General features: G+C 45.2%; 7 protein-coding genes. 6 read left to right on the top strand and 1 reads right to left on the bottom strand.

What is annotated here, in order from left to right; genetic code table 11:
- Positions 1 to 103: 103 nt before the first annotated feature.
- Positions 104 to 2425: an acetate/propionate family kinase gene (locus GX089_00525; protein ID NLP00955.1), complete on the bottom strand. Its 2322-nt coding sequence runs from the start codon at positions 2423 to 2425 to the stop codon at positions 104 to 106.
- 210 nt (positions 2426 to 2635) lie between these two features.
- Between GX089_00525 and GX089_00530 the strand changes: the two genes are divergently transcribed.
- From GX089_00530 to GX089_00555, 6 genes are all read left to right on the top strand, one after another.
- The gene (locus tag GX089_00530) at positions 2636 to 3055 is read left to right on the top strand and encodes a GtrA family protein (protein NLP00956.1); all 420 of its coding nucleotides are present in this window, start codon (positions 2636 to 2638) and stop codon (positions 3053 to 3055) included.
- Positions 3056 to 3100: 45 nt separating this feature from the next.
- Positions 3101 to 3811, top strand: a complete 711-nt coding sequence (locus tag GX089_00535; GenBank protein ID NLP00957.1) for a ZIP family metal transporter — start codon at positions 3101 to 3103, stop codon at positions 3809 to 3811.
- 632 nt (positions 3812 to 4443) lie between these two features.
- The gene (locus GX089_00540; protein NLP00958.1) at positions 4444 to 7092 is read left to right on the top strand and encodes a VWA domain-containing protein; all 2649 of its coding nucleotides are present in this window, start codon (positions 4444 to 4446) and stop codon (positions 7090 to 7092) included.
- Positions 7089 to 10379 (top strand): hypothetical protein, encoded by a 3291-nt coding sequence (locus GX089_00545; GenBank protein ID NLP00959.1) that lies wholly within the window; start codon positions 7089 to 7091, stop codon positions 10377 to 10379. The genes GX089_00540 and GX089_00545 overlap by 4 nt, the downstream gene beginning before the upstream one ends.
- Positions 10380 to 10390: 11 nt before the next feature.
- Positions 10391 to 12697, top strand: coding sequence for a hypothetical protein (locus tag GX089_00550; protein ID NLP00960.1), 2307 nt, complete (start codon positions 10391 to 10393; stop codon positions 12695 to 12697).
- Positions 12698 to 12707: 10 nt separating this feature from the next.
- Positions 12708 to 13250, top strand: coding sequence for a carboxypeptidase regulatory-like domain-containing protein (locus tag GX089_00555; protein NLP00961.1), 543 nt, complete (start codon positions 12708 to 12710; stop codon positions 13248 to 13250).
- Positions 13251 to 13351 lie beyond the last annotated feature (101 nt).

Raw genomic sequence — 13351 nt, forward strand, 5'->3', positions numbered from 1 at the left:
GAGCAGGACTGGATTCCTGCTTCGCAGTGGAGGAAAAGATGTTGCTTGCAAAGGACAATTGTCACCACTGGAGGTTATACCTTTGCAAGCATGTATTCAGATCTCAGACAAGCTCATTCTGAATACCTTCGATTATCCCTTTCACTCCGGTTTTTATTCCGGCCGCATTGGCCTCATCGGTATCGATATGCATCGCCAGGCGGAATGAGGGGTGTACTCTGACCACGACATCACCGAATATCAGATTCCTTCCGGGGCTGTCGACACTGACTCTCACCATGCAGCGGTCAACAAGACCCATGCTCAGTGCATCCGCGGGTGTCATGTGGATATGGCGCTGGGCGCAGATAACGCCTCTTTCAATTGTCACTGAACCGGCAGGGCCTACCAGAGTGACTCCCGGAGTATCCTTGATATCCCCTGATTCCCTTACCGGTGGATGAATGCCGAGTTTGAACTGCTCGGTCATGGAGATTTCAATCTGCGTTTCCTTTCTGGCAGGGCCAAGTACCCTTACCCTTTCGATTTTCCCCTTCGGGCCGACCAGAGTGACTTTTTCAGCACAGGCATATTGACCCGGCTGAGACAGCTCAGATTCATTTGTTAACTTATGCCCTTTACCGAAGAGCGCCTCGACATGCTCCTGTGAGAGATGAACATGGTGGGCGGAGACCTCGATCGGCACATCTCTGGGTGTACTGGTTATAATCCGGGTTGTACGGTGTTTACCCAGTGCCCTGAGAGTTTCTCTGGCAATCATGAGTTCCTCATTTGTGGGGACCACAAGTGTTCTTACCGGGGCATCATCCGTTGAAATATCGGATACTTCAGTAAATCCGTTAGCTTTGCGGTTCTTCTCCTCATCAATCTGGATTCCCAGGTACCCCAGCCCCTGGCAGGCAAAACTGCGGACGCTGGAGCTGCCCTGTCCAATACCGCCTGTGAAAATAAGCAAGTCAAGTCCACCCATCACCGCTATGTATGATCCTATATATTTCCGGATCTGATAGCAATATGTCCTAATGGCCAGCAAAGCCCTGTGATCACCCTCCTGCGCAGCTTGATCGATAGTACGCATATCATTGGATATACCGGAAATGCCCAGAAGGCCACTCTGACGAGTGATCATGTGTTCGGCTTCCTGTACATTCAGATTATCGGTTTTCATTATATAAACCAGAGCGGCAGGATCAATATTACCGCACCGGGTTCCCATTATTAAACCCTCGGTAGGAGTCAGTCCCATAGAGGTATCAACAGAGCGTCCATGATCGATCGCGCAAACAGATGAGCCGTTTCCAAGATGACAACTGATTATTTCCAGTTCGTTTAAGTGGCGCTTGATAGCCTGAGATCCTTTCAATGCTACATAGGAGTGTGATGTTCCGTGAGCACCGTATTTTCGGATCTTGTACTGTTCGTAGTATTGATACGGAAGCCCGTAAAGGAATGCGTAAGGGGGCAGGGTGTGGTGGAAAGCAGTGTCAAACACTACTACATGAACTGCTCCGGGGAATGTTTTCTGCGCTTCTTCAATTCCAATCAGGTGAACGGGATTATGAAGGGGGGCGAAAGCACCTAGTTCCGCTATAGCCTTTTTCACATCCTCTGTGACTACCTCTGCTCCGCTGAATCTGTCTCCTCCATGCACTACTCTATGGCCAACAGCAGTAATCTCGTCTTTGCTTTTAATTACAGATGAGCTGGTTAGTTCCTCAATCATCGATGCAAAAGCAGCTGCATGATCACCTTTGGGCAGATCTTTAGTCTTATGGGTGGAGTTGAGATGAATGGTGTGTCTGGTACCATTTTCTCCAATCTTTTCCACGCTTCCAAAAGCGTTCCGTTTTTCATCACTGGTGTCAAACAGATGATATTTCAGAGATGAGGAGCCACAATTTATTACAAGTATCTTTTCCGGGGTTTTGCTTTCGAGCCTGAAGCCGTAGGGATCCTCACTTTTACGGAAAGAGGGATCCTGGAAATCTTTATTGCCCTGTGCCAGAGGGCTGTTTTTAAGTCTGTCTGTGATGATTCTGGAGAGATAGCGAACTGTAGAAGGATGGATGAGCATTTCTGATGAGAAAATTGCCTGCGGAATAATAATAGCTTTGCATCGGCTTATTCCGATTACATCAGCGGGATTCTTTTCACCAGTCATCATTGATATTTCCCCGAAAACATCACCAGCCTTCAGAGTCATCAATTGATGGCTTTCTCCGCTGTTATCTCTGATAGAAATTTCTGCAGTTCCTTCTATGAGAATACCTAAAAATCTGCCTTCTTTGCCGTATTCAATTATGGCTTCGTTAGATTCGAAGGTGATAATCTGTGATTCGTCGATAATCTTTTTTAAAGTTATATCCTGATAATCCTTAAATAGGGGAACTTCCTTCAAAAAAGAGAAAATATCCTTTACAGTCATTATCACTCCTGATTTGTTAAGGGAAACCTTAATATATATAAAGAAAAATCAACATGCCACGGAGAAGTTGTCTGGAAGGCGATTTATGCTGTTTTCTAACTGTAGTATTAGCGGAAACAATGGAAATATTGTGTCAGAATTTATTAAAGTTTACCAATATTGTAAGCAGAGCCCTGTAATGTCTCGATATTTGCTCTCTCTGTCAGTAATATGAAAAAAGTCATATTATATCTTTTAAGCTCCGGCATAACCGGACTTATATACATAGGAATGCTTTATCTGTTTAACGATATCCTGAAATGGCATCATCTCCTGAGTGTATCGATCTCCTATGGTTCTGCGATGACTATTTATTTCCTCATAAACAAGCTGGGTGTTTTTCAGGCAAAGAAGACCGGAACTGAAAAGAGAGAAGTAATACAGTTTATCATTCTGATAGCATTCAACTACCTTGTTACTTTGGGCATAGTAGCCGGGATAGAAGCTCTTGGCGGAGGGGTTTTTCTGGGATCAGCGATAGCGGGTGTGGTAACGGTTACGCTTACATTTTTTGTTTTCGACCGACTTCTGTTCAAGCGCAGAGAGGGGAAAACGCAGATGCAGACACCGGCCCGGAAAACAAATAATTGAGGTTAACGACTATCCATGTTACTGATAGTTGCTACAACTCTGCTTATAAGCCTGCTGGCCTGGGCCGGACTTATTACTCTGTTGATCAAAGAGGCTTTTCTCCACAAAATACTGCTTGTTCTGGTGTCTTTTGCTGCTGGATCTCTTTTAGGTGGCGCGTTTTTTCATCTGTTGATGGAATCCATAGAAAAGAATGGTTTGAACCTTAAAGTTTTTGTCTGGGTTCTTTCTGGTTTTGTGGTTTTCCTTATTATAGAGCAGTTTTTTCACTGGCATCACAGCCATGAACTTCCTCCTCACCATTTTTTTTCACGCAAGCCGGTCACCTACATGGTATTAATTGCTGATGGACTGCATAATTTCATCGATGGTATGGCAATTGGAAGTTCATTTTTTATAAGCAGAGAAGCAGGATTGATTACTGCTCTGGTGGTGGCGGCGCATGAGATCCCCCAGGAACTGGGGGATTTCGGGATTCTGGTACATGGCGGATGGAATAAGAAAAAGGCTCTTGTACTGAATTTTGCCTTTGCACTGACAATTGTACCCGGAGGCATAGCAGCTTATCTCTTTTCCAGAACTTTTGATATCTCCTTTCTGCTTCCCTTTACAGCCGGAAGTTTCATTTACATTGCATCGGCTGATCTTATTCCTGAAATAAAACATGAGTCAAATCCACTGCGCAGTACAGTGCTTCTTTTTGCGTTTCTTTTTGGAACTGGTTTGGTACTGGCAATGAAGATAATCGCAGGGTAAGAGACTTTTAACACAGAAATCTCCCTGAAATAAAGGGAATCTGAAAACATCGATATTCAGGTTTTCTTCTCCTTTAAAAGTGCCAACATTTCCTCCAGGTGTTGTCATTGTTGTTCTTCCCTGAACCCTGCTACCAGGGTTGTAATTCTGGAAAGATTGGATGTGATCGTTGTAGCTGCAACCCTGAAATTCTAATAAACAGGAAAGCTGGAAAAAACATTGCCCTGGGGAAGGCTTTTTCTGTGCAGAGGGCTGTTAATATTATTATTATATACCAAACAGCACTTTTTCCCTCAAGGAATCCTGAACCAAGGTAGATGTTTAACTGGCTGGGGGGGGGGTAGTATGAAACAGGGAGAACCGGTACCCACTGATATTTTTCCGCTTTTTAATAAAGATGGAAAATGTTGCAGATCCCCATTGAAAAAATGCTTCACCTTGGTGTTGGTGTAGTCTGATGTTTAAAGAAGTGTGCTGTGATGTGGACTATCGGGATGCCGATTGCGGTTTTTTTCTGCTGTATTTCTCTCTTTTATTCAGTAGGGATTCTGATGATTCGGTATGTATCATAAAGGTAGAGAGTATATCAGGGGTGAGGGATGGTTATAAACTCTTCAGGGGAAATTAAAAATATGAAAGTGAATCGATTGAACCGGCTCACTTGCAGGATGTCGGTTTTCTGGGCTTTTATAGCAACCATTTGTATTTCGGGTATGGCTCAGGAAGCTTGTGAATTGTATCTTCAAACCTGCCCTGAGAATCTTGATAAAGATACGATTTATGTTCCTCCTGAGGTTATCGCGCTGTCATCGAAAATTTACACATGCGATCCTGCCCGGATAATCGAGGGTGTTGTTGACGGCAGTGCTCCTCCCTCAATTGTTTTTATCATCGATCATTCTTACAGCATGATGGGATGGGGGAATACGTTCCCGGGAAACGATACTTACGGCAGCAGATTTAAAGTCACCCACGATCTTATCGATACAATTTACAAAGTTCATCCTGATGCGGAAATCGGTCTGGTTGTTTTCAGAGAGGTGCTTTATTTCGATCATCGTGATAACAACCTTCTTGTACCGCTGGAGGGTCAGGGTGATCAATCGTTTATGCCTCTGCTGCAGCTAAATCAGAGGGTAAAGGGCAATACGACTGGTTTGCAGGCATTAAAATCGATTCTTGCAACAGATACGGTTGTCAAGTATGTAGAAACAGATAACCGCGGTAATGTGGAAGCCGTTGATCTGGTTTACAAACCTCAGTTTTATACAGAAGGCAACACCAATATCAATAATGCGTTTGCTGCTGCGCTTCAGGCTATGAAGTCAGCCCGCAATCCAAAAGAGCGGCAGTTTATCATTTTCCTTTCTGATGGTATACCTCATCCTCCCAATAACAATTCAATGCATGGAGGCAAGGATCCGGAGTATTTCTCTCAGGGTTTGAATACTCCTACAACCTTTACGGTTTATCTGAATGACACAGCAAGAGTTCCTCCCCCGGTTTTACAGACTTTAACAGATAATGTCCGGAATAACGGTTATTCTGCTTCAAACCCTATGAGCGATATCTGGGTACTTAAAACAGATTATAATGCCCTCATGTCGCTTTTCATGAAAAATGTGATAAAACCGATTTTAACTGTCATTTCAGGTACACCTCTTTCCATGGCTGTAAACTCCATCATCTCAGACAGCCTTTCTGACAGCGGATTTGTTTTTACTGAGAGATTCCCTCTTTCAAGCGGTACTACCAGTTTCAATATCAGAATCAAGTATCATTTGAAAAACAACAACACCGGTGCTCAGAAAGACACCCAGACTGTGTCTACGATATATGTCGTTCGTAAAGAAGGCGCGGTTCTGCCTTACGATGTGGCCAAGATATGCTGGCAGAGGGGATCGCTTTCTCTTTACCATGGCGTACAGAGGGTGACATTTGTGGATGAGACGATGAAGAACCTGGAGGTCCGTTTTGATCCGGGTGGCTACAATTACCAGTCTGTTACTGTGCAGGTGACAAACAAGCAGGGTACGACTCTTGATCTGGAAAACCTTAATCTCGATTTAAAACCATCATACTGGTCGAAGACTTTCCCTCGTGAGATTAAAAAACCGGTAAGAGGCGACAATACTCTTCAGCACGAGATGGTCGACAGTATCATAGTAATTTACCGTAATCCGAAACTGCCTCTTGACACACTCAGACTTTCCGTACCATTTGCTATCAGTAAAACAATTACATTCCCTCTGGCCACCTATAATGACCGGAATGCCGATGGCTTTGTGGACAGCATCTTCGTGGGAGTGAACGGTGTGTTTTCTCCTGAGGACATTGGTACTTTGGCAGGACTGATAACTCTTCCTTCTTCCCGGGGATTCCGTATTGATTCCATAGTGTATGTTCCCGGCGGACTGGTTTACTATGTCAGAGAGAGCGCAGTAATTCCACAGACTTCTGTGAACAGTAAAGATGTGATTGTGACAAGGCAGGGTATGCTCCCTGCAGGGGGATTTGTGGCTGATGGTACTATTAACATAGAAGACAGGGTTGCGCCTGTAATCATAAGTGCTCTTCTTGTGGTAAGTGCCACAGGTGATTCGGTGCAGGTGATCTTCTCTGAGCCGGTGGGTGCATTTTCAAGTTCCAGGCCGTTTCTGTTCAGGAAACCCGGCGGGGATTCGGTGGTGGTGCATCTTGACATAAACGGAAATCTCAGCAAGGACGGGAGAGCTTATTCTGCCAGGGTTCGACAGGTGGAAGGCGGCAGTCTCATTTCTGTGGGTGATTCCGTGTGGATAAATCCGGTAGCGTTAATAAGCGACCAATCAGGCAATCAGCAGAAAAACTACCGCAACCGGCGGGTACAGATTTCATTCAAACAGGTTCCTTATGATCTGATTCCCAGGGTGATAAACAATCCTTTCTCTCCCGGTGATGCCATTCCTCCTGTGGTTCTGGAGGCATACGCTGATGCCAAAAAACCACTTCCTCAGAAAAGCACCGGTATGGTTATAATGGTTGAGCCTGAGGAGGGTACATTCAGGCCCGGAGTTAAGCTTTCCGGGAAGGCATCGATTTACGATGTGGTAAAGAATCCCATTATAGAGAATATGCCGATGGTGGAAAAGGATGGGAAACTTTACTATGTCTGGAATGGATGCAATAGTAAAGGCAGGAAGGTATCGACCGGTACTTATGTAGCGATACTCAGTATGACAGATAACCAGGATCCGCCTGTTTCCAGAAAACAAACAATACGTATTGGAGTAAAGAGATGATTAACAAAACCAGGATCTCAGTTATTCTATTCTGCTTTCTCTATGGATTTACCTCCGGCGCTGAGGTATGCAAAGTACGGCTTGATTGTCCGGGAAATTACAATAATGACACCATGCGTGTGGCGCAGAATGTGGTAGCGTTGAGTGAGAAGTTTTTCCACTGTACACCGGATTCCTTCAATGAGGGTTTTAATCTGAATCTTGCCGATACTATCTCTCTGTTTTTTGTCATCGACCACTCCGGAAGCATGAGTGTCATGGATTCAACCGGGATCAGGTACAGGCTGGTCCAGAGCCTTATTGATACTCTGTTTGCAAAGTCGCCCGCTTCAGAAGTTGGAATAGCGGTTTTTTCAAATCAACTTCTTCACAGTCACCAGGATGATCCTTTTTTTGTGCAGCTTGATCCCAGATGGCACGATTCATACGTTCCACTTACCCGTCTTGACAGATCAGTGGGTGGAATGAGCGCGGTCGAGAAACTGAAGTGGGCTGTAAAGATAGCCAGCAATCCTGGTGATACAGATGGTGGAGGGAACCTTCGTTTACTTAATGGGAATTACAGTCCTACCGGACGGCTTAACTATTGGGGATTTGATGGGGGATATAACGGCACGACAGATGTAACGCTGGGGCTTGAGGCTGCGCGCAAGGCGTTTCTCTCTGCTTCCTATCCCAAAGAGGATCAATATATAGTGTTTCTCTCCGATGGTATCTCACAGTATGTAGATCAGGAGAGGGCCGGGTTTGAGTTCGATTATATTAAGGGTGAGAATCTTCCCACAACATTTACCGCGTTTTTTATCAATGTAAACAAGCCTATTCCTGCACAGATTGATTCAATGACAGTCAATATCGCCAAAAACGGTTATTCAAGCAGGAATCCATCCAGTGAGGTGTGGAAAACTGCTGGAAGTGAGTCTGAGCTGGCGTCAAAACTTGTCGGGCAGCTTTCTCTGGACGGAGGTCCCAGATATTTCACCAGTACTCCTGTCAATCTCACCATCAATGGAATCACAACCGAAAACTTCGATGATTCCATTGCTTATCTGCCCAGGATGATCCCTCTTACGGGTCAATATACAACTTTGGACATTTCCTACACATGGCGGTGGAATTCTCCTCTGGACAGTGTGGCAACAGGCACTTATACCACAGTGGTGATGCAGAGTGACAATCCTGATGCTCTTGTGAAAGAGTGCTGGAATCAGGGAGTATTGAAATTCTATTACCAGAACTCTGATATCACATCTCAGACAATAGAGGTGACACAGAAGACAATCGAGGTCAGGTTTTATCCTCCTGCAGAGCTTGCGCTAACAAGTGCCAGGATCGTGGTCAGGAATGCCGAAGGCACTGATTCTCTTGTACTGGATGCAGATAATCAGGGTCAGTATTTTTCCGCAACCTTTACCAGAGAATATGGATCGCCTCTAAATGATAACCTTCTTCAGAATGCTTTCTCCGACAGCCTGATAGCGATCTACAGGAATCCCGAAGCTCCACTGGATACAGTCAGGATAGCTTCAAAAGTGGCAGAACCGAGAGAAATCGGTGTGAGAATCGCCAGTTACATTGACAGTGATGCAAACGGGTATCCTGATATAATCAGGGTTGTTCAGGGTGCAGAGAAGCTTTCTTCTGCAGACCTCTCTGCCATAACCCCCTATATCAGCCTTTATACCGAACGTGGAGTTTCCATAAAATCAGTTGATTCTACTGCTGAGGGTTTTGATATAATTCTCAATGAATCTTCCTCGCTGGAGGCTCCGTTTACCGGGCTTTTTCCTGATGAGAGACTTGTGATTGACAGAGTGGCAGGTCTTCCGAGCGGTGGAGAGTTCCCATTTACAAGTGAACTTCTTGCCGACAGCATGGCTCCGGTTATTCTCAAGGCTACCTATTATGATAACGCAGTGTCAGCACTGAGGGATACTCTTGAGGTGTTGTTTTCAGAAAACATCGCTGAAATTTCGAGCCAGGAGCCGTTTCTTCTGAGAGGCGCCGGTGATACCGAAGACTTCAAGCTGCGACTCTCTCTTATAAGTACCGACAGTAACAGGGCTGTTTTTTCCGTCGTACCGGTTGCCGGTTTGCAGGAGGTAAAGAAAGGTGATTCGATCCATATCAATCCTCTGGCTGATGTGGCCGATCTTTCCGGCAACATTCAGAGAAACCCCGGCAATGTACGCAGGAATCTCGATTATTATCTTCTGTACAGTCTAATAACCGCTGCCTATTTTGATACCACGGGTGATGGCCTTATCGATGTGATCGAAGTGACCATGGACAGGACACCTGACCCGCAGCTTCTTGAAGAGCTCTATTCGACTGTCGAACTCCCCTCTTACAGGAACTTTTCATATACTCGTGAGGACTTTACTGCTACAGAAAATGGGTTTACAATTGGTGTAAAGCAGCCGTCGAGCACTGTGCCATGGACTGCTGTTGACGACAGGGATGTTCTGAAAGTGGCTTACACGGAGGCACCAAACGGAAGTGTGGTAAAGAAAGGCGCAATTCCGATCGCTGACAGTCTGGCACCGGTACTTATCAGTGTGAAATATATCCCGGGTGAGACAGAAGGTGCGGTGAGAACCGATTCCCTTGTAGCCAGGTTCTCCGAAGAAGTACCTGTTCCTTTGAGCAGTCAGCCCTTTACTTTCTATGATCCTGTAAAGAATGAAACATATACCATGAATTTGCGTCATGTAAAGAGAAACGCCCCTGATGAGCACGTGTTTTCCATCATCTCGATAGAAGGAAAAGAGTCTCCGGAGGTAACCGACTCTGCCTCCATAAATCCTGTTGCCGGAGTGATGGATAATACCAAGAATATTCAGGATTCTCCAAACAGGCGTTCGGAACTGATTTTCGGGCAGCAGGACAACAAATACAGAATTATCTCACTGTCAAACCCCTTTGATCCAATCTCTTCAGTTATTCCCAATCGGGTAAGGAATTACTACGGTATCAAGCAGACAAACGGGCTTATTGTCATTGCCGAGCCGGTCTTTAAACTTGCGGGTCATATCTCTCTTTCCGGTAAAATGGTTATATATGATGCAGTGGGGAATGTAGTGAACTGCATTGAGAGAAAGAATGTTGCGGAGAGTTCAAAGGGTGTTGCTTTTGTCTGGGATGGGAGGAATGAGAAGGGCAGGCTTGTGGGTGGCGGGACTTATCTGGCGATGGTATCGATTGAGGACAGCCAGGGTAAAAAGTACGCTCCCAGTAAGCACAAGCTGGGTGTAAAAAGAACCGTCATTTCGGGGAAAAAAAAATAGCGGGATAAAAGATGAAAAGAGGAAGATTGTTGTATAGAAGATTTCGGAAATCGATCCGTTTTTTATTGGGGGCGGGTATGATTGCCGGGGCTTTTTATGGGAGTGTTTATGCTGATGGACTTCCTGGCGAGTTTCTTCTTTCTGATCAGTGGCATACCTTTTTCAAATACTTCTCTCCGATTACAAACCCGGCGCTTATGATGGAACAGGTTTATACCTCCATAAGGGGTGTGGGTTCTGTATCTCCCGATGAGGCATCAAAGCTCTGGGAAGTGGGTGCGACTGTTCCGCTTGGGCTTTACAATTCGGTTGGATTGACCATTGTAGGTGAGAACGGCCGCAATGTTACCGGGTTTGCAGATGAGTCTTTCAGAGACAGTACCACTGTGAGCAACAATAACTTTCTTTTCATGGCCTCTTTTGCTTCAAATCCTATAGGGAGGCTGTGTGTGGGAGTGAATATAAACGGTGCCTTTCAGGAAAATTTCGGAGATAATCCGTCTTTTGGACTGGGGATAGATTTGGGTGTGAGCTACCGATTGCTTTATCATCCGCTGTTCGGGTTTCACCTGGTTGGATTTACTTTCCAGAACGTTGTGGCTCCCAGTCTGAATCTGACTGAAAAAATGCCTCATTCATCTCAGATAAAAGCCCTTTATCATGCTGCTTTTTTGCAGAATAAACTGGAGTTGGATCTTCAGTGCGATGTTACCGATTTCATGTCAAAGGCCGAATCCTATCTCAAGGAAAAGAAGGTTGAATGGGATATGTTTATACAGGCGGGGTTCTGGCCGCTTCCATATTTTGCGCTGAGGGCCTTTACAGACTACGGGGATTCCAGAAAAATAGAATATCTGGGGCTGGGTCTGGAGATCAATGTTCCTCAGGTAAATGGCGGAAGGGATTGCTCGGTGCTTTACCAGTACCGCAATGAACTCAGCAGTAACCTTCAGCCGTCACACTCCCTATATTTCCGTGCCGATGTGGGATCAAGCCGTGAGGAGATGCGGGTCAGAAAGATAGCCAGAATTGCGAGTCTTACAGCCAATGAACTTTACAACAGAGCAATGAAGGCTTACTACAAAGGAGATTTCTGGAATGCCTATCTTCTTTTCATGCGGATACTGACAGAGTTTCCTGATTTCTATAAAAATGACGTAGTCACTTATCATGCCGGGTCCTGTCTTGAAGAAATGGACATGCGGGAGGAAGCGATTAAGACCTACATATCCGTGAAGGATAACTTTGGCATGAGCAGTCAGGTCCCTCTGGCTGATCTGGGACTCATGAGAATTTATTATCGTCAGGGAGCTTTCAGTGCGGTTGGAAACCAGTTTGTGGAGCTTAACAAACCAGGAGTACCGGATTCGATACGTTTTCACGGATGTTATATAATGGGGGAGACAGAGCTGAGGCAATCGGAAAACCGAAAGGCTCTTCAGTACTTTGAAATCGTTCCGGGAGACCATCCTGCCTATGTTTTTGCACAGCACACTTCTTCAACTGCTCATGCACTGCTTAATTCAGGTATGCACATAGTGGCAGCGAGTCTGGAGAACTGTGTGGCATCGAAGGTTGTTACTAGGGAGCAGAAGGAGATAGTGAACCGTTCACTTGTTCTGCTGGGGTACATCTTTTATGAGGAAAATGCTCTTTCCAAAGCGGTATCTGCGTTGCGGATGGTTCCTCCGGAGAGCTACTACTATCCTGATGCACTTCTGGGGCTTGGATGGACTGCCATTAAAGCCCGTCAGTGGAATGATTGTGTCGCGGCCGGACAGTCTCTGGCACAGGCCAGCGGCAAGTTTATAATGCAGTGTGAAGGTGCCCTTCTCCAGGCTTATGGTCTTATACTGCAGAAAAAGTACGATCAGGCCGATCTTCTGCTCAGGCCGATGTTAGACAGAATGAGAAATTATCCCGGACTGCTTGAGGATTCTCTGAATACCGAAAAGCTGCGCTATGAAAGTGACCGTATCTCCTACGCTTTTCTTGCGGAAAGAGTTACAAATGCGGCCCGGAAGGGACAATCTGTAAAGCAGACTGAAATTGACAGTTTGCACAACGAGCAGATCAGTTACAAAGACAGAATAGATAAATTCCTGGTATTTGCGGATGAATTCAAGAGAACGACTTTCTTCGAAAGAAATATCGGAGCGCTGAGAGAGGACATGGAGTATGCTCTGGCTACGGTGCAGAAAATCCTGGGTTCATCTGACTATCTGAAAACGAGGGAAAAAATGATGCATAAGGACAAGGCTATTACAAATGAAATAGAAAAACTCAAAGAGGAGATGATGCAACTTGAAAACAAATAAGGGAGGGGTTATGCTGTTAAAAGCATTGTTTTTGGTACCGGTTCTGGTGTCCTTCGCAGCAGCCGCATATGATATTGACCTTTCGGGAACGGTCACAAACAAGTCCGGAGCGGTGCTCAAAGATGTTATCGTGACTCTTGAGGGGAAAGATGTCAGAAGTATCACCAATTCATCCGGGAAGTACAGTATTCAGGTTGTTCCGGTGGTGCGTCCTCTGATTTCACCGGTCAGTTCGGATTTTTCTGTTCTCAAGAATGGAAACATGGTTTTTTCAGTTCAGAGTAAGATGCCTGTCAGGATCGATGTTTTCGATCTCAGAGGAAGACTGGTAAATGTTGCTGTCAACAGGGTTCTTCCTGCCGGTTCTCACAGTGTCAAATTAAGCAATGCGGGCACAGTTGGCAGTGTCTTTCTGATCAGGGTGAGAATGGGTGACAAAGTTTCATTGTACAAGTACATGTCACTTGATCATTCTGTGCAGAGAATTTCGGTTCAGGGCGGAAATGCGGCTTCATCAATTGCAAAACTTTTTGCCTCAGTTGGAGAGTGCTGAAAAATTTGTGTAAACCTCAGAATAGTTGGTGTATGGATTATTTTAACCACTTAACACCAATGGAGGTTTACAGTTATGGCCAGAAAAGAACATGGTAATCC

The organism is Fibrobacter sp. (genome assembly GCA_012523595.1).
Taxonomy (GTDB): Bacteria; Fibrobacterota; Chitinivibrionia; order Chitinivibrionales; family Chitinispirillaceae; genus JAAYIG01.

Excerpts from the sequence above, each read along its gene's own strand:
- GX089_00525 (NLP00955.1), bottom strand. The coding sequence starts at position 2,425 with ATGACTGTAAAGGATATTTTCTCTTTTTTGAAGGAAGTTCCCCTATTT.
- GX089_00530 (NLP00956.1), top strand. The coding sequence starts at position 2,636 with ATGAAAAAAGTCATATTATATCTTTTAAGCTCCGGCATAACCGGACTT.
- GX089_00540 (NLP00958.1), top strand. The coding sequence starts at position 4,444 with ATGAAAGTGAATCGATTGAACCGGCTCACTTGCAGGATGTCGGTTTTC.
- GX089_00545 (NLP00959.1), top strand. The coding sequence starts at position 7,089 with ATGATTAACAAAACCAGGATCTCAGTTATTCTATTCTGCTTTCTCTAT.
- GX089_00550 (NLP00960.1), top strand. The coding sequence starts at position 10,391 with ATGAAAAGAGGAAGATTGTTGTATAGAAGATTTCGGAAATCGATCCGT.
- GX089_00555 (NLP00961.1), top strand. The coding sequence starts at position 12,708 with ATGCTGTTAAAAGCATTGTTTTTGGTACCGGTTCTGGTGTCCTTCGCA.